This window comes from Candidatus Methanoperedens nitratireducens (genome assembly GCF_000685155.1).
GTDB classification, from domain to species: domain Archaea; phylum Halobacteriota; class Methanosarcinia; order Methanosarcinales; family Methanoperedenaceae; genus Methanoperedens; species Methanoperedens nitratireducens.
Map to the genome: position 1 here is coordinate 87,051 of NZ_JMIY01000001.1, position 22,670 is coordinate 109,720.

General features: G+C 43.2%; 22 protein-coding genes and 1 pseudogene. 9 read left to right on the forward strand and 14 right to left on the reverse strand.

What is annotated here, in order from left to right; genetic code table 11:
• Positions 1-552: 552 nt before the first annotated feature.
• Positions 553-1,197 carry a class I SAM-dependent methyltransferase gene (locus ANME2D_RS00425; protein WP_048088237.1) on the forward strand — a complete coding sequence of 215 codons (645 nt, stop codon included), beginning with the start codon at positions 553-555 and terminating at the stop codon, positions 1,195-1,197.
• A 71-nt stretch (positions 1,198-1,268) separates the two neighbouring features.
• Here the strand turns inward: ANME2D_RS00425 and ANME2D_RS00430 are convergent, their stop codons facing one another.
• The 5 genes from ANME2D_RS00430 to ANME2D_RS00450 all read right to left on the reverse strand — a co-directional run bounded on the left by ANME2D_RS00430 (position 1,269) and on the right by ANME2D_RS00450 (position 11,368).
• Entirely contained in the window at positions 1,269-2,819 is a 1,551-nt protein-coding gene (locus tag ANME2D_RS00430; RefSeq protein WP_052368483.1) for a multicopper oxidase family protein, read from the reverse strand.
• A 140-nt stretch (positions 2,820-2,959) separates the two neighbouring features.
• The gene (ccsA, locus tag ANME2D_RS00435; protein ID WP_048088238.1) at positions 2,960-4,900 is read right to left on the reverse strand and encodes a cytochrome c biogenesis protein CcsA; all 1,941 of its coding nucleotides are present in this window, start codon (positions 4,898-4,900) and stop codon (positions 2,960-2,962) included.
• A complete protein-coding gene (locus ANME2D_RS00440; protein WP_048088239.1) occupies positions 4,873-7,113 on the reverse strand; it encodes a hypothetical protein in 2,241 nt (746 codons plus the stop codon). The genes ccsA and ANME2D_RS00440 overlap by 28 nt, the downstream gene beginning before the upstream one ends.
• A gap of 6 nt (positions 7,114-7,119) precedes the next feature.
• Positions 7,120-9,930, reverse strand: coding sequence for an S-layer protein domain-containing protein (locus ANME2D_RS00445; protein WP_048088240.1), 2,811 nt, complete (start codon positions 9,928-9,930; stop codon positions 7,120-7,122).
• 427 nt (positions 9,931-10,357) lie between these two features.
• The gene (locus tag ANME2D_RS00450; protein ID WP_048088241.1) at positions 10,358-11,368 is read right to left on the reverse strand and encodes an NAD(P)/FAD-dependent oxidoreductase; all 1,011 of its coding nucleotides are present in this window, start codon (positions 11,366-11,368) and stop codon (positions 10,358-10,360) included.
• Between the two features lie 303 nt (positions 11,369-11,671).
• Between ANME2D_RS00450 and npdG the strand changes: the two genes are divergently transcribed.
• Positions 11,672-12,322 (forward strand): NADPH-dependent F420 reductase, encoded by a 651-nt coding sequence (gene npdG, locus ANME2D_RS00455; RefSeq protein WP_048088242.1) that lies wholly within the window; start codon positions 11,672-11,674, stop codon positions 12,320-12,322.
• Positions 12,323-12,362: 40 nt separating this feature from the next.
• Here npdG and ANME2D_RS00460 read toward each other — a convergent pair whose 3' ends face one another.
• From ANME2D_RS00460 to ANME2D_RS17215, 7 genes are read right to left on the reverse strand one after another with little or no spacing between them, the layout of a single operon-like run.
• Positions 12,363-13,223 (reverse strand): SDH family Clp fold serine proteinase, encoded by an 861-nt coding sequence (locus ANME2D_RS00460; protein ID WP_052368484.1) that lies wholly within the window; start codon positions 13,221-13,223, stop codon positions 12,363-12,365.
• A 2-nt stretch (positions 13,224-13,225) separates the two neighbouring features.
• Positions 13,226-13,516: a MoaD/ThiS family protein gene (locus ANME2D_RS00465; protein ID WP_048088243.1), complete on the reverse strand. Its 291-nt coding sequence runs from the start codon at positions 13,514-13,516 to the stop codon at positions 13,226-13,228.
• Position 13,517: 1 nt separating this feature from the next.
• Positions 13,518-14,183: an ABC transporter ATP-binding protein gene (locus ANME2D_RS00470; RefSeq protein WP_048088244.1), complete on the reverse strand. Its 666-nt coding sequence runs from the start codon at positions 14,181-14,183 to the stop codon at positions 13,518-13,520.
• The gene (locus ANME2D_RS00475) at positions 14,184-15,359 is read right to left on the reverse strand and encodes an ABC transporter permease (protein ID WP_048088245.1); all 1,176 of its coding nucleotides are present in this window, start codon (positions 15,357-15,359) and stop codon (positions 14,184-14,186) included. It abuts the gene before it with no gap.
• A gap of 3 nt (positions 15,360-15,362) precedes the next feature.
• Complete coding sequence (locus ANME2D_RS00480) at positions 15,363-16,535, reverse strand: ABC transporter permease (protein ID WP_048088246.1); 1,173 nt, start codon at positions 16,533-16,535, stop codon at positions 15,363-15,365.
• Positions 16,532-17,374: a hypothetical protein gene (locus ANME2D_RS00485; protein WP_048088247.1), complete on the reverse strand. Its 843-nt coding sequence runs from the start codon at positions 17,372-17,374 to the stop codon at positions 16,532-16,534. The genes ANME2D_RS00480 and ANME2D_RS00485 overlap by 4 nt, the downstream gene beginning before the upstream one ends.
• A 56-nt stretch (positions 17,375-17,430) precedes the next feature.
• Positions 17,431-17,598 (reverse strand): YHS domain-containing protein, encoded by a 168-nt coding sequence (locus ANME2D_RS17215; RefSeq protein ID WP_081810061.1) that lies wholly within the window; start codon positions 17,596-17,598, stop codon positions 17,431-17,433.
• A gap of 185 nt (positions 17,599-17,783) precedes the next feature.
• Between ANME2D_RS17215 and ANME2D_RS00490 the strand changes: the two genes are divergently transcribed.
• From ANME2D_RS00490 to ANME2D_RS00500, 3 genes are all read left to right on the forward strand, one after another.
• Positions 17,784-17,942 (forward strand): rubredoxin, encoded by a 159-nt coding sequence (locus ANME2D_RS00490; protein ID WP_048088248.1) that lies wholly within the window; start codon positions 17,784-17,786, stop codon positions 17,940-17,942.
• A gap of 148 nt (positions 17,943-18,090) precedes the next feature.
• Positions 18,091-18,336, forward strand: a complete 246-nt coding sequence (locus tag ANME2D_RS00495) for a glutaredoxin family protein (protein WP_048088249.1) — start codon at positions 18,091-18,093, stop codon at positions 18,334-18,336.
• A gap of 53 nt (positions 18,337-18,389) precedes the next feature.
• On the forward strand, positions 18,390-19,370 hold the full coding sequence (locus tag ANME2D_RS00500; protein WP_048088250.1) for a P1 family peptidase: 981 nt from the start codon (positions 18,390-18,392) through the stop codon (positions 19,368-19,370).
• Here ANME2D_RS00500 and ANME2D_RS00505 read toward each other — a convergent pair.
• The gene (locus ANME2D_RS00505; protein WP_048088251.1) at positions 19,350-19,616 is read right to left on the reverse strand and encodes a hypothetical protein; all 267 of its coding nucleotides are present in this window, start codon (positions 19,614-19,616) and stop codon (positions 19,350-19,352) included. The two genes, ANME2D_RS00500 and ANME2D_RS00505, sit on opposite strands and share 21 nt — an antisense overlap.
• Positions 19,617-19,809: 193 nt before the next feature.
• Here ANME2D_RS00505 and ANME2D_RS00510 point away from each other — a divergent pair, with 193 nt between their 5' ends.
• From ANME2D_RS00510 to ANME2D_RS00525, 4 genes are all read left to right on the forward strand, one after another.
• Complete coding sequence (locus ANME2D_RS00510) at positions 19,810-20,751, forward strand: NADP-dependent oxidoreductase (protein ID WP_048089200.1); 942 nt, start codon at positions 19,810-19,812, stop codon at positions 20,749-20,751.
• 109 nt (positions 20,752-20,860) lie between these two features.
• Positions 20,861-21,175: a Rieske (2Fe-2S) protein gene (locus tag ANME2D_RS00515; RefSeq protein WP_048089201.1), complete on the forward strand. Its 315-nt coding sequence runs from the start codon at positions 20,861-20,863 to the stop codon at positions 21,173-21,175.
• A 17-nt stretch (positions 21,176-21,192) separates the two neighbouring features.
• Positions 21,193-21,543, forward strand: a complete 351-nt coding sequence (locus ANME2D_RS00520; protein ID WP_048088252.1) for a ferredoxin-thioredoxin reductase catalytic domain-containing protein — start codon at positions 21,193-21,195, stop codon at positions 21,541-21,543.
• A 1-nt stretch (position 21,544) separates the two neighbouring features.
• Positions 21,545-21,931, forward strand: a complete 387-nt coding sequence (locus tag ANME2D_RS00525; protein ID WP_048088253.1) for a Rieske (2Fe-2S) protein — start codon at positions 21,545-21,547, stop codon at positions 21,929-21,931.
• 23 nt (positions 21,932-21,954) lie between these two features.
• On the opposite strand, the pseudogene ANME2D_RS00530 reads toward ANME2D_RS00525, so the two are convergent.
• A pseudogene (locus tag ANME2D_RS00530) lies at positions 21,955-22,670 on the reverse strand (hypothetical protein); the annotation flags it as partial.

Here is a 22,670-nt window from a genome sequence, read left to right on the forward strand (position 1 = left end):
TTTCCTGCTAAAATAGTAGACTTTCTCGACAACTAAGATTTTTAAACTGTCAAATTAAGGTTGAATAGATAAATCATCAACCTCATGTTGGGCGCAGCAGCAATTCCATTATCAGCGTTTCATCATGGGAATCTTTTCCCCGGTCACGCACTCGTTAGCCCTCATGATCTGATCCATCAGCTATTCTCCTATTGTAGTACATATGTATGAAATTGATGCATTAAAAATATTGCCCATAATGCATCGTACTACCGATATCGAACCAGTGTGTAAAGGTATAGGGTACTTGCATTTAAAGGACTTAAAAAAGAGCGGTAGGAAGCCTTTTTCAGTGATACGAAATGTATAAGTAGTCTGTACTGTCTAAAGATGGGCGGCAGGCACGCAAGTCAAGATCATATTCGTCTGCTGCTGGACTGCAGCGAGATCTGTCAGACAAGCGCAAATTTCATGCTGCGCGATCTGACTTAAGCGCCCGCATCTGCGAACTCTGTTTTCAAAAGATTGGTTTTTTAATAATGCAGGTGTTATAAGTATTAAAGGGAGCATACTATGACGATTCCAACCCGCGAGGATATTATTAACATCTACAGAAAACGAGCCAAGCACTACGACATCATCGCAAACCTGTGGATAGGGGCATATAGAAAAAAAGCCGTCGATGCGCTCAATCTGCAGCGTGGAGATACAGTCGTGGAGATCGGCTGCGGCACAGGCCTGAACTTCTCGCTACTGCAGCAGGCAATAGGACCTGATGGAAAAATCATCGGCGTTGATCTTACGGACGCCATGCTGGCCCAGGCTCGAAAAAGGGTAGAGGAAAAAGGATGGGCAAATGTCGAGCTTGTGCTGAACGATGCAGCGTCATACAAATTCCCTGAGGGCATTGATGGGGTCATCTCTACTTTTGCCCTTACGCTGGTTGCGGAGTATGATAAGGTCATCCAGAATGGGTGCCGGGCTTTAAAGCCAGGAAAGCGCTGGGTTGTACTTGACCTGAAAATGTCCTCAGGCCGGGGCTCGTGGTTAGCACCATTATTGGTCTTCTTAACCCGACCATTTGGCGTGACCATTGAACTGGCAGAGCGCCACCCGTGGGAATCCATTAATAAGTATCTCAGGAATACCTCCATGACCGAGCTCTATATGGGCTTTGTCTATATAGCTGCAGGTGAGCGGGGGAGAGATGGATGCTGATGAGGGCTTAAACCTAAGACTCATTTAGAATCCATGAGACAAAACCTCAAGTTGAAGGTCTCGCTCTACTGTTAACTAACAGTAAAGGATGCAATCATGCCTGCCTCTGCGTGTTCTGGTATATGGCAGTGCATCAACCATTCTTCCGGGTTAGTAAATTCAACGAGAATATCTATGGTGCTTCCAGCAGGCACGAGGACTGTATCTTTCCATACTAAATTACCATTGTATTTCCCATCCGTTGTCAGAACAAGGAAGCGCTGTCCGTGCAGGTGTATGGGATGCTGCATGGGATGCATCGATTCCGGATCGTTGAATATCCTGATCTTCTTTATGTCGCCGACCTTTACCTGGTAGCCGGGGTTCTCCTTCCCGGTGGCATTGTCCTTTATCATCCACTTCACATTCTCGCTTGTTGACATGCTGTTCATCATAGCCATATCCTCATCCTCGTCCCACTCTATTGGCTCAACATCCATCGTCATTTTTTCAAGTTGCTTCGCCAGCTCTTCGTCGAGGATATCAACAGTGAGATCAAGCTTATAATCCGGCTCTGTGAAACGATATTTTTTGAACGGTGCTATATCGCTGATCACATCGTAATTTTTCTTAAGTATCGAGAAGCCTTTTGACCTCGTACTTTTTGACCTCATACTGAAAGATGCCTCATCTGAGACATTTACTGTGCCAAGTACGTATGTCGTCACTGTGTTATTCTCTTCCGGAATGTTATTGAGAATCCGAAACGTGCCGGACTTATCAAAGAGAACGTCTACAATGTACCGCTCTCCGACGCTGAGTACGACAGAGTCCACAAAAGTTTCTTTTTCATATCTTCCTGAGTCTCCCCCGATTAATTTCATCCTTGTGTTTTCAATTGAGAAATTAAATGTTCTTGTGTTTGCAGAATCAGTGAGATAAAAGCGCACCACTTCACCCTTCCTCACGTTCAGTTGATAATCCGCCTCTCCATTGATCAGCATGATATTCCCGAATCGTCCTGTCAGCGTGAAATCAGCGTAATTTCTGTTAAATGGGTAGATATCGCCATTTACAACTTTGATATCATCGAGAAATAGAGCCGCCTCTTTATTCACCGAACCGCTCATGTGATTGACAGGTTCAACAAGCATATTCCCGTATAATCCCATCTCCTGACCTATATCGTCTCTTATGTGAGGATGATACCAGTAGATGCCCTCATCTGGGAAATCTAACTTATAGAGAAAGCTTTCTCCTGGCTTGATAGGTTCTTGCGTAACAACGGGAACTCCGTCGAACCTGTTCTCCAGCCTCAACCCGTGCCAGTGGACAGTAGTCTCTATATCAAGGTTATTTGTGAAATTAACGTAGATGCTGCTGCCCTGCCTGACCTTTATCATGGGTCCAGGGATCTGGCCGTTGTAGCCATACATAATAACATCGCTGCCATTAATACTTTTTACAAAGGGCTTTGCCTCAAGCTGGATTGTCGCTCCATCCGGGATAAGTTGATTGTCCATATCAATATGATTCATCGCGGCGCCCATTGGTTGATAATTTTTAGACGCCGAAGCTTCAGATAACATTACAAAAACTGCTACTGTTAACAGCAGCAATGCAAGTATTATTCTTCTCTTCATCTGGTTGCCTCCATATTCTCCCGCAAATAACTCTTAAATCAGGTACTCTATTTGAGCTGTTATACAGATACCTGATTATAAGTCCAAAAAATTAATATCGGCCTTTATTTATGTGGTTTTTGATTTAAATAATGAAAAAATTAGCCTGTTTTTGAGGATAAATTTGGTTTTACCAGAAAAATAATTCCACAAATCATTAAAAGAACTCCTCCCCAGAGAAGATTTACCAGAGGAACAACCTTTACGTTAAGCTTAATCACTGACTGACCCGGCGTATCTGAAGCAAAATGTATCAGGATATCTGTGAATAATGTCCTGTGGAGAAGGACTTTATGGAAATAACCAGATCCATCGCTTTTTGCCAGGCTTAGTGTGCCTGAACCATGGGATTCTCCGTTTTTATATATACTCAGATTCAATGTTCGTTCCCATCCATCCCCGATATCCATGATGCTGTAATCTGTTATCTCAGCACTCCATGTAAGGTCTATATTCTGTAAGATATTTAATTCTTTAAGAGCATAATCGAGTGAACCTTCTTTACTGAAAGATGTGGATGCAACTGCACCAAGCACTATTAGGATAAATCCTGCATGGATCAATCCTATACCTATATTATTATATGAGAATCGATTTTTGCCGTATAAAAATCTGAACATTGTCCCTATGATAGCAAAAAGAGATACAGATACATAAGAGAACATAGGAGCAGATCCAATAGACTGCACAAGAAGCGTTGATTGCTGATAGAATTCCGAGGTATAACTGAGCAGGGTAGGCGTTTGCGTTTCTGGCAAAAATGCTGTCACTATTCCGATAAAAATCGATGCAAGCATTACACTGATAAGATCTTTTCTCTTTACTACCCCCTGGAGCATGCAGTAGACCGTCAACAGTGTCAGCATTAGAATTATGGGAAAACTCCAGAGGTTATATACCTCTTCAGGGATCGGGATAAATTCACCAATTTCTTCGGAAGTCAACGAGTGGAGTATGCTCCAGACAGGTACGAACGCCAGCATACATAACAGTAGAATGGTAGCATGGAATGAACTGCGCATTGAATTAAGCGATGCAGGCTTCAGATTCTGGATAGCTCCACCTGAATCAGATCGCTTTCTCTTTAAAATCAAAAATAACACTGCGATTATCGCCAGAAATACCCCTACGAGCAAAACGGGCCACACAGCACTTCCTATAAAGTTGTGCTTCGAGCCACGTACCTCTATTCGAGTAAAGAACATTACGTAGATGTTCAGAATAAATACCGATGCTGCTAACAGAGGGGCAGTTGTTTTATACTCCAGACTATTATGTCCGTGCCTTACAATCGCATGCAAAGCAGCAGTCAGGACAAGCCAGACAGCAAGGGCGCCTGATTGAACGGGATCCCACCGCCAGAATCCGTTCCATTCGATGATCTCATATGCCCATAATCCCCCTGTCGCCATTCCAAGGGATAACATGAGCCAGGAGAATCTCCCCCACGACCTTGCCGTCCTGACCCATTCTTTTTCCCCTGAGTGCAGATATACCATTGCTGCGGCAAAGAGGATTATACTTGCCGCATATGCCATAACCAGCAGGGGCGGGTGTACCAAAAACCAGGGGCTAATAAATTTAGGACTTAACCCGTTCCCTGATAAGGCATCTGTATTAAATACCCCCATTATCGGTTTAAAAGGCGAATCGGCGAGAGTGATTATCAGTAATAAAATCTCAATTATCAAGACTATACGTAGTGTTTTCAGTGCAAATCCATGATTTTCTTTGTTTTTTGTTTGGAAAAATAAAATACACAGCATGGTAGCCCATGCCAGTAATAAGTGTATTCCCTCCTTTCCTGTCCAGAATGCAGCTATATTGTATACAAGGGGCTGGTTCCCGCCATACATATATACATAATTTATACTGAAGTCCTTTGAGATAAAGTAGTAAACCAGAAGCAAAACTGCTAATGAAAGAGAGAAAAACGTCCAGCGAAGCATCCATAAGAAATAATAATTGTTACGTTTACACAGCAATACTGAAGCTACGGCAGAGAAGAGTGCTGTCAATAAAAGTGTATTTCCAATATCCATAATAGATTACTTAATTTTTTAAATACGTAAATTAATATCAATATACCCATAATTAAAAATATGAATTCCCAGTGTTTGAATATGAACCAGGGGTTTGTCTTTTTAACTATTACGAGAGGTGCTGGCTTCACATCCCCCCATATGCCTTTTGAATCCTGTGCATGTACAGAAATTATATGCGTGCCCTCCTTCAGGTCAGAAGTATCCATATCTGCAAAAGCTTCCCTTACCTGACCCCCGGCAAGCTCTTTTCCCAGAGTCATATTGATGCCCTTTCCACCCTCTTCTACCATATCGATAAAGTACTCTACTTTCGTGATATTCGCATCCCACCCTGAGACTGCCAGAACACTCAGGGAAACCCTTTCACCTGCATAAGTCTTCTGGGGGATCAGAATTATATCTCTGACATATGGCACTGTGTTTGATTTCTGGAGCACATGCAGGGCTATGGGAGTGTCCCCGCCATGGCAGAGGGTGCAGTTGGTCGCCGCTCTGTGCAGAGGATTGGTCAGATTGGTGGCGTTAAATGGGGCTTCTCCGCCATATTTCACATGGCAGTCTGAGCAGTTATTTACTCTACTGCCGTTGCTCCAGTTATACCAGCCAGGCGACTGGATGCTTCCTGTCGGGAATTCGCTGTAATGAAATTTCTCTTTTCCTGTAGCATTGTGGCATGAATCGCATGATAAAATTCCTGTACCATTTGTTTTTATTACGGGTTCTAAAAAGTTTCTATCAGGTCCTGTCAGGTTGTGGAACTCATTTTTTATCTCATTATGGCAGGTACCGCAGGTGAGAGTCTTGTTAATCTTTTCTACTACCATACCACTGTAGTGAGAAGCATAATAACCGATGTGGCATGTTGAGCAGGTAACATTCGGGATCGTCTGTTTTATGTGAGTATTATGGCAGTCTGTACACTGGGCGCCTGTACTATCTACTACTCTTCCAACAGGTCTATCCCATGCGGCTGAAGGTTTGTGGAACCTGCTCAATCTATTGGAATCATGGCATGTCTCGCAGTTTATCCTCATTCCCTCTGCAACGTGCTCACTCTGGTTGCCGTGGATAAGGCGCGGAATCTGAATATCAGGTTTATAGGGAAAACTTCCTCCGACACCATGACATTGATAGCAGAGGCTCTGTGAAGCATTATTCTGTGAAGCATTATTCTGTGAAATATTGTTCTCATATAAGAGATTTTTACTAAGAGAACTATTATGGAGTGTGGTGTTAGTCACGTTATGGCACAGCGAGCATGTAAAACTGGTATTTACAAGAGTTGTATCTGCCTTACCCTCAGGCGCGTCCGGGTAATGAGTGCGAATGATTGCTGCTGCCCCGTATATTTGTACAGCGTTCTCTGAAGTATGGCACTTTATGCATGTTCTTTCAGCAGGAAATGTCAGGTTTGCATCGTGGAGCGTTTTGACCTCTCCAGCGCCGTGGCAGTCTGTACACGAACCATTCCTGGTGTGGGAATATACCTGGGGTGTGTTTCCCCATTTTGTGGCATTAGTTAAGTTTCCATGGCATGAGAGACAATCTGTCGAGTTGTATGTTACCTTTCCACCATAATGTGAAACGTTAGCCCTCGTATTGTTTACTCCTTCTTTAACAACAACATTGCCATGGCATGTCTCACAGCCTGTTTTTATGGTTAGATTTATTCCCGCCTTCGTGTGCCCACTTACTAGAGTGGCATTGTAAGCAATACCAAATGAATGACATAAAGCGCATGATTTTGGAGACTTGTATTCTTCAGGATGACCCGGCGGCTTGCTGCCGTTGCCGTGACATGCCCAGCATGCTTTATTTAGAGGTTCTGCCGCCACTGTGCTGTTTGTTCTGTTATTGAGGTTTGCATGAACGCTCTTTTTAAATGCTTCAATATCGATCTGCTTTGGTGCAATTCCTCCAGGGCGGTGGCAGCTTATACAATCCGGACCAAAACTACCATTGATTAGAACAGGCTCATGAAACGTTCCGGGAGCACTACCGACCAGTACATCCTGACCAGAACTCAGTTCGGAGCCTGTATAGTTGCTAATAGCCTCATTATATCCAATTACAATAGTCTCGTTTGAAATGTGGCGTGCATCTTCAATAACAACTATTATATCAGGATTAGTATCGTTAGTGGCAGATGATAAATTAATCATCTGGATAGCAAGAACAATAAAAAGCAGATATTTTTTCATTTCTTCCATTATTGTTCATCCTTTTACGAACAAGCTGGCGATTTTCAGGCGAAGCATTGTGATATCTACGCCGTTCAGTGTTGTATTATATGTAAAATATTCTCCTTCTTTGATAAAATCATCTTTAACTATAATGTCGTTTTGTGTAAGTACAAGCCATACATACTCGCGATTCAGGCTGAAATCCTTTACAGAGAGTTTATAACCGCTGCCGAGATCCCATGAATTGTTGGAATACAATGTTTTCCTTTCAGAGCTTGTAAAATCAATATCCAGCTGGTTTAAGGTAACACTCTGGTCCTCTTTTTTAAGTACAAAATACCTCTGTCCCTCCGGCCTGTCAGACCTGTATTCTTTAACATGGCAGGCATAGCACTGCACGCTGCTCGTCTCGGTATGTGTATGCTCTGGCACAAGCCCGCTAAATGTTATTAAGCTAACAGTACCGCCATAGAAAATGCCATCCATCCTGAGATCGATTATGGTCTTATTGTCTCCTCCCTGCACCAGTTTTGTGTCATACTTGAAACTTCCGCCTTCAGGAACCAGCTCTTTCTGTATCAAGACTCCATTATAATATAGTTCAAGCCAGGCTGACTGACCTTCTTTATCTACTTCACCGACAGCTATGCTGTAATTCTGATTAATTCTCCAGATATCGTCTGAGACCAGCTTCTTCTCTATGTTCGAGAGACGAATGTTTTCTCTTGGGTCAGGTGGCTCTCCCCACTTTTTTCCGATCTCTTTGTTCTGATGGCAGCTTACACAATCCCTGGTATCCACTTTCGGGTACATGGAGTAATGAGAGACTGTGGAATTTATTGTTTTCCCTGAGGCAAGGACATCGTTGCTATGGCAGAGAGTACAGGCAGGAGTCCTTATCTTCTGGCTTTCCGGGCTATGCGAAGATATATGCACTGCCTGGATACCTTTTTGTTTTTGTATCAAATTAAGAGCCCCATCGATGTGGCATTTAGAGCATGAGCTGGGCAGTTTAGTAATGTCCGGATGATTCTCAGGTGCTGTAACTGTATTCGAATGACATGTCCAGCATGCCTGATCCAGGTTAGAGCTTGCATTGTTCAGGTTTGCATGAATACTCTGGTTGATGAGTGATTCGCTTACTTTATTCAGGGCAAAGCCACCAGAACCGTGACACTGTACGCAATTGGATAAACTATAACCCCGCATATTAACAGGGGTTGAATCATGTATCCTGCTTATGCCGTGGCATGAGGAGCAGCTAAGACCACCATTGTGCGTTATGTTGGTTCTTGAGGTCTTATTGAAAACATCTGAAAACTCAGAAACCGGGTTCTGGTGACAGTACGAGCAGTTGGTATTTGTTTTGTTTAAATCCAGCATGTCAGTTCTGTTCTTGCCGTAATGAGAAATTGTTGAATTCAGAGTCTTCCCGTCAAGGTTAACCATCTGTGATTTACCGTGGCAGAGCTGGCATGAAGCGTTCACGATGATATTGGCTGCGTGCAGGGTATGCTCGATTGTTCTCGGTGGGTTGAATTTGTCTATGCCATTTACATGGCAATCATAACAGGTAAGAGCTGATGGCTTGTGCATCGGAGGGTGTATGGTCGGAGGTGTGGTAGAGTTGGAATGACATGCCCAGCATGCCTGATTCAGGTTAGAGCTTGCATTATTCAGGTTCGAATGAATGCTCAGATTCATCATGTTTTCATTTACTTTCGGAATGCCTCCCATCATGCCCTCACCTGATACTGTGCTGCTGCTCCCGTGGCATCGCAGACAGTTGGATATCGCACCCATACTCATGCCTGTGCCCATTCCTGAAACAGTAGACATTGCAAATAAAGACAGGGATTCTACAGAAGCCTTTAATGTATTTTCGTCTTCATGTATTTCTGTGGGAAGCATTACCCATGCTGAATTAGTGTAATGGGAGATTGAAAGGTTACTCTCATTCACCCCATTTAATACTGCATCGCTGTAAACCAGTTCTATGTCCACCCTGCTATAAGATAAGTTCCTGGCACCTATCCTGAAAAATTTGATTGGATCTCCAGGTAATGAAGAATCGGAGCTATTTTCGCTTTCTATCTCAAGAGTGATTTCACCCTCTCCAGGTAAAGTGAGAGAAGCAGATAGAGACCTGTCGCCCATGTCAGTGCAGCTATGGGAATCGCTGCTATCCGTTTGAGATGTATCATGGGTATGAGTAGCATTATTTTCAGGATGGGAGGAAACTGCGAATAGGGATAAGAAGTTTGAAGATGCTCTCAAAGTATTATCCTCTTTGTTCACTTCCGTGGGCAGCATTATCCATGTTGAACTACTGGCTTCATACCTGAAAATGGCAAGATCTTCCTCATCTGTGCCTTTTATATCCATTTCGCAGTAGGCTACATTAATAGTGATGGATTCGTAAGATATGTTCTGGGCATTTATTTTAAAAAATCTGATAGATAAACCAGGAGGAAAAGCAGTTAAAGGATTATTTTTACCGAAATCCTCAATGTTAACTTTTATTTTCTCCGCACTGCTGTTCATTAGAAAGGCAGCAGACAGATTTATATCTGCATGAGCGTGTATAGATAAATTTGAGGAGTTTGTAGTTGTATCCGGGTGAGTATGTTCAGTTGGGGAATCGGTAGCATTGGAGGCATTTGCGTCATAAGATATGTTGCCATCAACGGCATATACCAGAGCTGGAAGAAACACCAGAGTCAATATCGCGCTGCCAACTGTTATAAAAAGCAGACCGTCCCTGCGTACTATAAATAATGCTTCAATACCTCTGGCATTTTTTAAATCATTTAATATCTTTTTTAGCGTTTTTTCTGTTGTCATGTTAACTCTATAACCAGTTTGTATATTGATGCAAGGCGTATTTTTTCGAGTGCAGGCTTAGAACCTATCCGAAAATCAATCAGTAGTATATTTCCGAATGAACTACAGAGGACACAGAGGGCACGGAGATTTTTTAAACACATCTCTGTGTTCTCTGTGCTCTCTGTGGTTTTAATTTTTCAGATAGACTCTTATTCACCTCCTGATTTCAACATGTTAATAGTAGATGCTTATCCCTTAATCGGTTTTTGCTTTAAAAAGTCAAATGACGCTTACTAATTTTTTACTTGGTATAAAAAAACAGCAAATTTTTTTTCAAATATAAAAATGTGACAATTGGCTCCAGTATAACTTATGAAGGTATATGATAAAGAGTGATGCTGCATCTATGAATCTTATATATTATATATTACATCCCCCATATTTTCTACACTATACTGTATTTATTGTTGATCATAATGCATAAATTCCTTCTCTTCAAGAGAAGAGGAACGAAATTATTAAAAATAATATAAGGGATGTACCAATTTATACTTAAGATGCGCAGAAGTTTTTCCTGGCTGCTTTTCATTTTTAAAAGATGTTTTATTCCATGATACTCGTAATTTTTGTTCAGTATTCCTCTTGCAACCTCTTCTCCTGATAAAATAGCCGGATAGATTCCCTCGCCAGTCAGTCCTGATGCAAAGCCAGCCGCATCACCGGCTAAAAACCTGTTCCCAAAAGCAAATCCTCTATAATCAAAGTTAATATGTGCAGCTTCGAACTTTGTTTTCTCGATGGAGAGCTTATCGCATAACTTATCAAGACTGCGCCTGAGCATTGCTGCGTTATTAGTCCATCCTCCCATTCCTATAGAAGTAAAGCCACTATGTGGAAATATCCAGTCGTACTTAATAACATTTTTAAAGTCTTCTAAGAATATCTCAAGGTCCTGTCTTGGGGTTTTGCTAATATACTGGACTGCAGTTAGCGTTTTTTTAACGGGTATATTCAAGAATTTCCGGACTGTCGAGTTAGAACCATTTGCACCTACAAGATGATCATATCCGATTTCTTTGCCATTTACAAGAACATGATCTTCTTTTATTTCACTGACACGGCATGCCGTCCTGATCTTTGCTCCAGCCTTTTGCGCCTCTTTTGACATCCACTGCCCGAGTTTTCCCCTGTCAACTGTGTATAGTGGATGACTGCCCAGATCCACATCGTATGTTCCTTTTGCCGTATGCAAAGCCATGTGGTTAAAAGTTTTATCAACTATACTTTTTGGAATAAAATCAAAATTCTTAAGAGTCAAACCCCCGGCACATACTGTAGGTCCGATAACCCTGTTTCTCTCCAATACGAGAACATCTTTTCCTGCTTCAGCCAAGATCCTGGCAGCCCTGAGTCCAGCCGGACCAGCGCCAATGATTATGACTTCATATTTTTCCATGCATCTGCACCTGTTGCTTTAACTGCTCTGCTTTTAGGATGCGTCTTTATCCTTTTTATATGGATTTTTCTTTTTAAGAAGTTTTGGTTAAAATATTTTAAGAAAACTACAGACAAAGTTTGCATACTTAAACCAAAAAGCAATTAAGAAATAGATATAATTTATACAAGCGAGGTGAAAACGTTGAAGATTAGAAAATTAAAGAAAATCTCCAGAGGAACCTGTAAGTGCCACTCCTCCTGTGCTTAATTCGATATATAGTAAAGAAGCCCTAAAGAAATAAATTGGTTGAAATATAGCTCTATGAAAATAGCTATTTTAGGCGGTACAGGCAGAATCGGTGAAGGATTAGCCTGCAGGTGGGCATCGCGCCACGAGATCTATATCGGCTCGCGGGATGTAGATAAGGCAAAAGATGCTGCATGCGGCTATTCCTGCCAGCTTACGGACCGCGGCATAGAATGCCTTATTGACGGAGCCAGTAATAAAGAAGCTGTGGAGAGAGCTGATGTTGCCGTACTCTCTGTCCCCTATGAGGCGGCATTAGGGCTTATTGAATGCCTGCGCCCCGTTCTAAAAAACCAGATTGTTATTTCCTTAGTTGTGCCCATGAAAAAGAACAAATGGTTTGAGTACACGCCTCCAGATGAGGGTTGTGCTGCCCTTCATATCCAGCACCTTATTCCAGAGGTAAAAGTGATATCAGCCTACCATAACCTATCCTATCGAAAGTTATGCAACCTTGATTTAGATATAGAAGGCGATGTTGTAATCTGTGGCGATGATACGGATGCGAAGCAGGTGGTAATGAACCTGACGCGGGAGATACGTAGCGTAAGACCGCTGGATGGTGGTCCTTTAAGTGAATCCCGCATGATCGAATCCCTGACACCGTTTCTGATAAATATGGCTATCAGAAATGGTCTATCAGACCTTGGCGTAAAGTTCGTTTAATCTTATAAAGAGGCACTTTATTGTTGCTGCAAGCCTGAAGTTAATATCTCGCATACTGCGGCCTGGAGCATGCGCCGAACTCAAATGTCCTGAACAGTTCATATACTCTCTCAGGAATACCCTGCTTGACGTTCAAATCAAATCCCTTTGCAACCTCGAAAACTATGGGCGTATCGTGGGTCGTATACCCTCCTGTTAAAAATTCAGCCAGTTTTTTTGCTTTCTCTTTTTCCATCTTATCTCTCAGCAGCCACTCTACCAGTTTCTGTACTCTCAATATGCCTTTCCTGGCTTCTTCTGAAAGCATGATATTGTCATCCGAGATGCTCTCCGGTGGCTTTTTCCCAAGCAATGAGATTAAGGCGCCTGCTGGCACACCTCCTAACTGCGGATCAACAGGTCCGAGAACGCTGTCCTTCTCCATAATAATCTCATCCGCTGCAAGAGCAATGAGCGTGCCGCCTGACATTGCGTAAAAGGGAACAATAACAGAGACCTTTGCAGGATGGTTTTTCACAGCCATGGCTATCATCTCAGCAGCCAGCACGAGTCCGCCGGGAGTGTGCAGGATCAAATCCACGTCTTTGTCTCCGGGCGTCTGTCTTATCCTCATCAAGACATGCTCTGTATCCTCAATGGAGATGTACCTCTCGTCTTTATCCTCCCACGGCTCCCTTCTGTGAATCAATGTTATGACTTTAGTCCCTCTTTCTTCTTCCAGCCTGGATATTATTTCAGCCCGCTCACCCATGATCGCAGCTTTCATCCTTCCCTTTTTCTCAAGCCCTTCAAACATGACTGCACAGTGCTGGCTGCAAAACTTAATTTCTTCTCCGTCGATTTTTCTCACTACACCTTTATCCTCAATTTCCATGCCGCAGTATATGCATCTCTCAGTCATGCTTATCCTCCGCAGAATCCAAATACGATATCGATCTCGTCCCCGTTCTGAAGCTTATACTTCAATAAATTCTCAGGCGGTTTTTTATTGATCGCTACGATGCAGCCCAGCTCTTCGTTTCTTAACATGTAAAGGCCGGATACATCGATATTTTTCTTCTCTCCAATTTCTATGATCCTTGCATCAATCTGGGCGAGAAGTTCTCCAAGCGTGGTATTTTCTGCTACTTCTACCTCATCCTCCTTTCCCAGCAATGCCTGCTGGCTGTAGTCATAGTTTATCTTTACTTTCATTTTATTTCACCACTTTCCCATCCCTGAAATGTATAATCCTGTCCGTTTTTGCCCCGAGTTCAGGATTATGTGTCACCATAATTATGGTCTGATGCTTCTCCTCATTCAATCTTCTAAACAGTTCCATGATCTCATGCGTGGCCTTAGTATCCAGGTTTGCTGTAGGTTCATCCGTCAACAACAGCTTTGGCTGATTTGCAAGCGCCCTGGCGATGGTTACACGCTGCTGCTCTCCTCCTGAAAGCTCGGATGGCAGGTGGTTTATTCTCGATTTTAATCCCACGCTTTCAAGAAGTTCCTCAGCTCTCTCTTTGTAAAAAGGATGGCCTGAAAGCATCATGGGGAACATGACATTTTCTATGGCAGTGAGTTCCATGAACAGGTTAAAGAACTGGAAAACGAAGCCTATATTCCTCAGCCGATATTCAACACGCGCATGTTCTTCCATTTTTGTAATCTCTGTGCCATTCAGATAAATTTCACCGCTTGTGGGAACATCCAGCATACCTACCATATTAAGAAACGTGCTTTTGCCGCTCCCTGAAGGACCCATGATTGCAACGAATTCTCCTTCTTCCACCAATGCATTAACGCCATTGAGGGCATTTACTTCAACTTTCCCGAGCGTATATGTTTTCTTTAATTCTCTTGTTTCTATTATCTTCATTTATGTTCCCCATATTGCTTTTATGATGTTCGTTCTGCTTGCCATGAGCGCAGGGTACATACCTGCAAGTACAACGACCGCAGTAGAGACTATTGAAGCATCGTATAGCAAATAGGTATAGAACTTTGCGCTGATATATTCCTTGATTATCGGGCAATAGAAGGGTCTGGTTTCAAGATATTTGGTGCCGATGTAACCCAGGGCATCACCTGCTGCCACCCCTATGCCTGCGAGCAACAGCGCTTCCATCAGGTATACTGTGAATATCAGAGAGCTTTTCATGCCAATAGCTTTCATTATGCCTATCTGCCTGCGCCTGTGGATAACATTCACATAGATAATGATGCCTACAGATACGGCTGCAGCAAACAATCCTACCGCTATAACTGTGTCGGTTATTTTCTTTACTGTGTTCATAAATCCTGTGATTGACTCTATCTCCTCCCTCCATACCTTGATTTTGGATACCTCAAGCTCTTTTTTCAGGATATCGCGATATTCTTCTGCCAGTTCTCGCTTTGAGAGTTTAACCATTATTATCGAAGCTTTCCCGCTCAGGCCCAGAGCATTGTTTGCCTCGTTCATGTACATTATAACGCCGTTCGCATCCAGATCGGTTGCACCTGTTCGAATTATTCCTTTTATCCTGTATGTTTTCGACACGCCGTTTTCAAATACCAGAGTTGCCTCTCCACCAGCCCTGGCACTCAGGTCCTCGGCAAGCCTGTAGGATATGAGAATTTCATTCTCTTTTGTAAGTCCTTCACCCTCCTCGATTTTTTCAAGAATCTTAGTTACGCCCTGCTCTCGCTCAGGGTCAAGAGCTACAATTTTGATTGTTTTGGTTTTTTCATTATAAGATAGCGTTCCGCTGGAATACAGACGGGATGAGTAGGCAGCCACGTTCTCCATTCCATCCAGTTTAAGTTCCTTTATCCCCAGTCCTTCAATGTATCTATCATTCTCTTTTGGATATATGTTGACATGCCCTGATGAAATATCCAGAGTCGCATCTACCAGAGAGTTAGAAAAGCCGTCCATGAAGCCGTTTATGATAATGATATTAGCAGTGGCAAAGGCAATGGCCAGGATAATGAGAGCAAAAACCCGAATATTCTTTCCTGTATCTTTTTTTGCAAAGAAGAGCGCCGTCTCAAGGTCGGATTTCAGTCCCATTCCTCATCCCCATATTGCTTTTATGATGTTTATTCTTCTAGCTTTTATGGCAGGATATATTCCTGCAAGTATAGTAATGCCAAAGGATACAATGGATGCATTATACAGGAGATAGGGGTAAAACCTTGCCCTGAACCAGGTTCTTGTTATCGGCTCCCAGAAAGGGTGAGTTTCAAAGTATCTCGTACCATAGTAGCCAAGCAGATCGCCACCCACCACGCCTATGATACCGAAAAGCCCTGCCTCGAAGATGAATACAGTAAATATAAAGGAGTTACTGGCACCTATAGCCTTCATTATGCCTATCTGCCTGCGTTTATGAACTACATTTATGTGTATAACTACCCCGACCGAAATTGCTGATGCTACCAAGCCTACTGCACTGACAATATTCGAGAACTCAGACCATGCCCCTGCGGATTTGACTATATGCTCTACCTCTTCCCACCAGGTCTTAACCTTGAACACTCCAAGCTCATCCATCATGACCTGTTTTTTTTCACCGGCAATATCTTTATCTGTGAGTTTCACAAGAATTATGGATGCCTTATCATCAAAACCAAGCCGGCTGTTTGCCTCTGCTTTTGCCATGAAAACGGTATTAACATCCAGTTCGTAGCTGCCAGTATGTGTAATCCCTTTAATCCTGTATGTTTGAGAAGCACCATTCTCAAACACCACCTGCACATCATCCCCCGCATCAGCGCCCATATCCTCAGCAAGGCGAAAAGAGATAAGGATATCCCTGTCATTTGCCTCCAGAGTGTTGCCTCTATCAAGTTTTTCAAGTAGATTTGTAACCCTCTTTTCATTTGTTGCATCGAGGGCAATTATGTTCACAGCAGTAGCTTTATCGCGGAAAGATAATGTGCCTGAGGCATACAATCTGGATGAGAAAGCAACAACCTCATCCATAGATGAAAGCTTCTTTTCCTTAAAGCCAACCCCTTCGATAAATCTATCATCCTCTCCTGGATATATATTCAAATGACCGATGGAAGTCTCTATGGAATTGCTTACGAGGTCATTCGCTATTCCGTCCATGAACCCGTTCACTATAATGATGTTGGCGGTAGCGAATATGATGGCTGCTGTGATAAAGATAAAGACTTTTTTATTCTTTACAATATCACGCCTCGCATAGAAAAGAGCTGCTTTTAATTCCGATAACTTCATCTTTTATCCCTGCGCACCAGAATTACCGCCAGCAGAACAGCCAGGGCAGCATAAACCGGGAATCCTGGTGCAGCCGGTGCAGGCGTTGCAGCAGGCTCGGTGATTCTGGTTTTTTCGACGGTTATGGCTTTATCGTATCTGGTAATTACTTCCTTACCCTGCAGTTCAGAGCTTATGATATATGTGCCTGGCTGGAGGCTTTTATTCCACAGCACGTCCACTGTCTTTTCTTTATCATTGGACATAATAAATGGCGCTTTCGTTTCCCTTATTTCCAGTACCCTGCCATCCTGTTTTAGCGTGAAAATTATTTTTGCATCAAGCGGAACCATGGATTCTCCCCTCACGGTAGCACTGGCACCGATGCTGTCACCATAAATATCCGCGATAGCTGCGTCCACTATTGCAGTAAAATCCGCTGTGACTGTGGTAAGATATTCCGCCTTTCCCTTATCATATAAGTAGACTTCTGCCCGAGCCGTATAGTTCTTGCCCTCTTCCAGTGCAATCTGCCATGAATGGGAGATTTCTGTAGAACCGCCTGCACTCTCCCCAACAGGTATCTGCCTTTTTGTATCAGAATAAACAACCTTATCTCCATCCATAAGGATGAAATTTACATTTATAATATAGGGCTGGAAATGAATACCTGCATGGCGCTCGCTTGATCTCAGAAGAAGCTTATAACCTCTGGAATCTGCGCTCGCACCATCAACATAAATCCTAGTGAAATATGTGTTATTATCGGCTAGTGTTGTAGAATTACCAGAGTATGCTCCAGGAGTAGAAGGGATAGAAGTAATCATGAGAAGTAGCAGTACACCTGCGATCTTTTTCATATTAACCCGCTTAAATAATCGTTCATCGAGTATTCCCCAATGCTCCTTTCATTGAGCTACCAGAATTTCCACCATGGTTTTTCTTTCAGATATTTATCCGGGTTAGCCTCAAAGGCATTCTTGCACGCTGCTGAACAGAAGTAATATGTTTCCTCTTGATATGTAGTTTTATGCTGTGCGCTTGCCTCTTCGACTGTCATTTTACATACAGGGTCTATTGCCATAATAACTCACAGCAATTGTTATACTCCTTATCTCTTAATAGGGATGTGGTTGAAATTGTAAAGAAATTAATACCGATCCTTTTTAATTTGTAAATACGATAGCTTTTTGATTTATTAAAAATAATTAGCTATAGGGAGTTCTGATGAATATGGGAAGTGCTTTTATTGCTTGAAGAGGTGAAGAAATGGCAAAATATCTATGTACAGTTTGTAATTATATATACGATACCGAGGTCGGGGACCCTCCGCAGATAAAACCCGGGACTGCTCTTGAAGATCTGCCAGATGACTGGGTATGTCCTTCGTGCGGTGTTTGTAGCAAAGATATGTTTAAGAAATTGTGAACTACTCCGCCCTTGCCAGTAGTTGGCAATGTACGTAAATATAGGATCATTTTCAAAGATTTTATGCATGTGGACTTGGAGCATGGAGATCCAGCAGACCATAAACTTTATTGCACATATACCTCTATAGGAATGTGGGAGTGATAAAATGGTGAAAGTATCTATGTATGCACTCAGTACATGTCCGTGGTGCCGGAGAACAAAGAAATTCTTCACGGACAGGAACATTCCATTTGAATATATAGATTACGACCTGGCAGATGAGAAAGAACAGGAGAAGATACTGGAGGAGATGTCCAAATATGGTGGTTCTGCTTTCCCGTTCGTAAAAATCAATGGTAATGTAGTTATTGGATATAACCCTGAGAAATATTCAGAATTACTGGGGCTATAATTCCCTCCCTGATCTTACATTTTGTGAGCTTTGTAAGTAAAGATAACTCATAAATGAATAAATGTAAAGAGATTCCTGGTGTAAGAGTCGGGCACGCTCAGGATTTTGAGGCTGCGACAGGCTGCACAGTAGTATTGATCCAGGAGGGAGCTATCTGTGGCGTAGATCAGAGGGGTGGCGCGCCAAGTACACGCCAGACTGATTCCTTGCGCCCTATACATCTGGTTGAACAGGTACATGCGGTATTATTGACGGGTGGCAGCGCCTTTGGGCTGGCTGCAGCGGATGGGGTGATGCACTGGCTGGAGGAGCGTCACATTGGTCTTGATACGGGTGTGATGCGTGTTCCGATTGTCCCTGCTGCGGCGCTATTCGATCTGAGGATAGGGCGAGCAGATATACGTCCCGATGCTGCGATGGGTTATGCTGCCTGCGATGCTGCTACTGAAGATTTCTCATCCCGGGCAGGCACGGTCGGAGCCGGGACCGGGGCAACTGTTGGAGGTATCCTTGGCATGGCAGGACGCATGAAAGGCGGGCTAGGCACAGCAGTTATTGAGCTTGTGCCAGACCTGTTAGTTGGCGCACTTTTCGCAGTCAATTGCTTTGGTGATGTGGTCAACCCTGCATCAGGGAAAATTCTGGCAGGTGCCCTTAAATTACCAGAAGGGACGTTCGCGAATACTCTGCAAATGTTATCAAAGATGCCCCATAGCTTTACCGGGGTTGTAAGCAATACAGTGATCGGTGTTATAGTAACCAATGCAGAATTAACGAGAGGAGATGCCAATAAAGTAGCCCAGATGGCTCACGACGGCCTGGCGCGTGCTGTCCGTCCTGCACATACAATGTTCGATGGCGATACCATTTTTGCTCTATCAACAGGCAAAGGGCAAATCGCTAATGTAAATGCCATTGGATCCTTTGCAGCAGAAGCATCAGCTCAAGCCATCGTTAATGCTGTTCAAGAAGCCACTTCATTATGGGATGTACCTGCCCTGCGTGATCTGAGCCTACATCAGCTCCATCAGTAATTTTCTGGCCTCATCTTCACCATAACTCATCATTTCATTTATAAATGATGGATTGCGATCCATCTTTGTTCCTCTATCCAGCTCGTAAAGCATTTGAATGAATCTCAGCTTGATACTCTTGAACTTATCACCCGGAAGATATCCGAGCCTTATCCAATCATTACCTGCAGTAAAAGCTGTATGACTCCCACCGCCCTGACATGCTATAGCAATGCGTATATCTCCATTGTCTCTACCAGTTACCATAATTTACTCCCCTTGTTTTAATATGCGTTGTTTGTACTTTAAATATTTCTGAGCAACAGAGGCTCTGAAAAGTTATAAGTCCTATGATACAAAGTATATTTCATAGAGAAAGTGTATGCGGTCTTGAGGGGTTTGAACTAAATCAGTTAAATACTCTATGTTAGAAAACCCGCTGAAGAAGGAGGTAATAAATATGAAAACCGCACAAATCAATAAGTACGGTGGTAGTGAAGTTGTCAAGATTAATAAAAACGCACCAAAACCCACTTTGTCCCTGGGGCACCTTCTCGTCGAGGTGCATGCAGCCAGTGTTAATCCTGTCGACTGGAAAATCCGCGAAGGGTATATGAAGCAAATGGTGCCATTGCAGTTCCCTGCAACGCTGGGTGGGGATTTTTCAGGTGTTGTAGAGGAAGTGGGAGAAGGCGTTTTGGGTTTCAAAATAGGCGATGAGGTTTACGGATATGCTAGCATCTTAAGTGGCGGATCAGGATCATTTGCCGAATTCGCTTTAGCAGATGCAAAATCCACGGCACATAAACCAAAGAACACCAGTCATGTTGAAGCAGCAGCACTGCCGCTTACAGGGGTAAGCGCCTGGCAGGCACTTGTTGATCATATAGGTCTTTCCAGGGGCGAAAAGATCCTTATACACGGCGGCGCGGGCGGTATAGGATCGGTCGCCATCCAGGTTGCCAAGCACCTGGGAGCATATGTGGCGACAACAGTGAGTGCGAGAGATATACCATACGTTAAAGAACTGGGAGCGGATGAGGCTATAGATTACAAAAATCAGTCCTTCGAAAATATGTTGCATGGTTATGACGCAGTCTATGATACAGTGGGCGGAGAGACGTACTTAAAATCTTTCAAGGTACTCAAGAGAGGCGGCATAATCGTTTCTATGTTAGAGCAGCCCCGTTCTGAACTCATGGAGCGATACGGGGTGAAGGCTATAGGACAGCTCACGCAAGTGACCAGTGAAAGATTATCTAAACTGGCTGAACTCGTTGATAAACGCGCTATCAGAGTGCATGTTGATAAAACTTTTTCTCTGGAACAGGCAGGAGAAGCGCTTGAATACCAGCAAAAGGGACATCCGCGGGGTAAGGTTGTCTTGAAGATAAAGACATAATTATTATATCGACATAACTTAACAGAACCGGGAGATGAGTGAGATAAAATGGAAAATAAACCGATTAATATCGTCTGTATCTTTGGAGCAGGAATATTGGGGTGGAAAAATGAAGTATGAACCTTCATGGGTTTTTACAATTGAAGAGAATGAATTGCAGGAAAATCATGTGAATATGGTATTCCCGAAAGGATTGCCGGTTCTTCTCATTAAAAAAGCCGGGAAGATCTATGCTGTCTCAAGCAAATGCGCGCATATGGCATGTGCATTAGCAGGGGGTACTTTAAAAGACTATATAATCAAATGTCCGTGCCATGACTGGAGATTTGATATCAGGACAGGTGAGTTTTTAGATGCCAGGGAAATTAAACTACCGGTTTATGAGTGGAAATCGTCGGATGGTAAAATATTTGTGAAGATATAAGAGAGGAATATCCCATTATGAACGTAGAATCAAGAAAAAGGGCACTAAGATACATGTTCGAGAGGGCAGTAGATCCGTTAGGGTATAAATTCAGTCCTGATGAGGAACTGGTTGATTTTTTATTAGAGCAGGAAGTTTATTTAGAGCAAAAAAACGGCATTTCTTACTGCCCGTGCCAGGGACTCCCGGCGGACAGGGAAGGGAGAATGAAACTGGTTTGCCCCTGCATACCTTTTCACAGGGCACAGTTTGATTATATGAAATGCTGCTGGTGTTTGTTATACGTGCATAAAGATGTTACCGACACAGTTGGGCTCAGACAGATACCTGTTACTGAAATACCCGCTGCTATGCTCAAAAGAGGTTAAAATGTTCGTTGAAGTGGCAAAACTGGATGAAATAGCGCCCGGGGGGATGAAAGCATATGAAGTAAAAGGAAAAGAGATCGTCCTATGCAACTACGATGGAAAAATATACGCGGTCAGCAGAAGATGCGGTCACATGAATTCTCCCCTGGAAATGGGAACCCTGGAGGGCTATATTTTAACCTGCCCCATGCACTACTCACAATTCGATATAACTACAGGTGAGGCATTAAGCGGTCCTGTTCCCACCTATTCTGGAGATGAACCTATCCCGGAAGACCTGATGAGAACTATTCAGTATATTAGCATGCTTCAGTCAAAGATTAAGACTTACAATATAGAAACATACCCTGTTAAAGTAGAGGGGAATTCAATAATGGTGGATGTTTAAACCATATTCCGTACCCCTGGCTCTTACAAATCCCCACCATAAATTTTTTTACACACCCAGTGCATTCCAACAATCCTGAAAGCTTCTTGAAGCTCAGAGAAATTTGGTATGGAAGCCCCTCTCAGGACATGCACGCCGCCCCTCATGCTGTCACTTCCAAGCAGGCATCCGACTATCATTTTATGAGTATAATTCGAAAACCTTACAATCTCCTGAGCAAGGTGCCTTGACTCTAGAACAGCAGAAGGGGCTGCAACAACGAACGCAATATCCCATATATCCTGGTTCCGGATCATTACATCAAATACACGGGCATATCTGTCTGCCCCTGCATCTCCAACCAGATCCATCGGGTTTCCATGGCCCCACTCTGGTGTCAGAAAGGAATTCAGCTCACCCAGCAATTCTTCCGGAAGTTCCACCACATCAATTCCGTACCTCTGTGCATAATCTGAAGCGAGAACTGAAAAGCCTCCGGCGTTAGTTATGATGATTGCTCTGTTTCCCCTGGGATGGCCTTCAGAAGCCAGCAGCGCACCGACCTGAAATGCCTCCTTCAGGGACTCGGCAGCAATGACTCCGGCCTGATTAAATGCAGCCATATACACCTCGAAGCTTCCGGCAAGAGATCCGGTATGGGATGATGCTGCTCTCTGACCTATCTTTGATGACCCGGATTTAGAGCCTATCCGAAAAGTCCTGCTGCTCTGAATGTTATCCAAGCACATGCAAAATGAAT

Coding starts and splice junctions, on each gene's coding strand:
- ANME2D_RS00425 (WP_048088237.1), top strand. CDS start 553: ATGACGATTCCAACCCGCGAGGATATTATTAACATCTACAGAAAACGA.
- ANME2D_RS00430 (WP_052368483.1), bottom strand. CDS start 2,819: ATGAAGAGAAGAATAATACTTGCATTGCTGCTGTTAACAGTAGCAGTT.
- ccsA (WP_048088238.1), bottom strand. CDS start 4,900: ATGGATATTGGAAATACACTTTTATTGACAGCACTCTTCTCTGCCGTA.
- ANME2D_RS00440 (WP_048088239.1), bottom strand. CDS start 7,113: ATGGAAGAAATGAAAAAATATCTGCTTTTTATTGTTCTTGCTATCCAG.
- ANME2D_RS00445 (WP_048088240.1), bottom strand. CDS start 9,930: ATGACAACAGAAAAAACGCTAAAAAAGATATTAAATGATTTAAAAAAT.
- ANME2D_RS00450 (WP_048088241.1), bottom strand. CDS start 11,368: ATGGAAAAATATGAAGTCATAATCATTGGCGCTGGTCCGGCTGGACTC.
- npdG (WP_048088242.1), top strand. CDS start 11,672: ATGAAAATAGCTATTTTAGGCGGTACAGGCAGAATCGGTGAAGGATTA.
- ANME2D_RS00460 (WP_052368484.1), bottom strand. CDS start 13,223: ATGACTGAGAGATGCATATACTGCGGCATGGAAATTGAGGATAAAGGT.
- ANME2D_RS00465 (WP_048088243.1), bottom strand. CDS start 13,516: ATGAAAGTAAAGATAAACTATGACTACAGCCAGCAGGCATTGCTGGGA.
- ANME2D_RS00470 (WP_048088244.1), bottom strand. CDS start 14,183: ATGAAGATAATAGAAACAAGAGAATTAAAGAAAACATATACGCTCGGG.
- ANME2D_RS00475 (WP_048088245.1), bottom strand. CDS start 15,359: ATGGGACTGAAATCCGACCTTGAGACGGCGCTCTTCTTTGCAAAAAAA.
- ANME2D_RS00480 (WP_048088246.1), bottom strand. CDS start 16,535: ATGAAGTTATCGGAATTAAAAGCAGCTCTTTTCTATGCGAGGCGTGAT.
- ANME2D_RS00485 (WP_048088247.1), bottom strand. CDS start 17,374: ATGAAAAAGATCGCAGGTGTACTGCTACTTCTCATGATTACTTCTATC.
- ANME2D_RS17215 (WP_081810061.1), bottom strand. CDS start 17,598: ATGGCAATAGACCCTGTATGTAAAATGACAGTCGAAGAGGCAAGCGCA.
- ANME2D_RS00490 (WP_048088248.1), top strand. CDS start 17,784: ATGGCAAAATATCTATGTACAGTTTGTAATTATATATACGATACCGAG.
- ANME2D_RS00495 (WP_048088249.1), top strand. CDS start 18,091: ATGGTGAAAGTATCTATGTATGCACTCAGTACATGTCCGTGGTGCCGG.
- ANME2D_RS00500 (WP_048088250.1), top strand. CDS start 18,390: ATGAATAAATGTAAAGAGATTCCTGGTGTAAGAGTCGGGCACGCTCAG.
- ANME2D_RS00505 (WP_048088251.1), bottom strand. CDS start 19,616: ATGGTAACTGGTAGAGACAATGGAGATATACGCATTGCTATAGCATGT.
- ANME2D_RS00510 (WP_048089200.1), top strand. CDS start 19,810: ATGAAAACCGCACAAATCAATAAGTACGGTGGTAGTGAAGTTGTCAAG.
- ANME2D_RS00515 (WP_048089201.1), top strand. CDS start 20,861: ATGAAGTATGAACCTTCATGGGTTTTTACAATTGAAGAGAATGAATTG.
- ANME2D_RS00520 (WP_048088252.1), top strand. CDS start 21,193: ATGAACGTAGAATCAAGAAAAAGGGCACTAAGATACATGTTCGAGAGG.
- ANME2D_RS00525 (WP_048088253.1), top strand. CDS start 21,545: ATGTTCGTTGAAGTGGCAAAACTGGATGAAATAGCGCCCGGGGGGATG.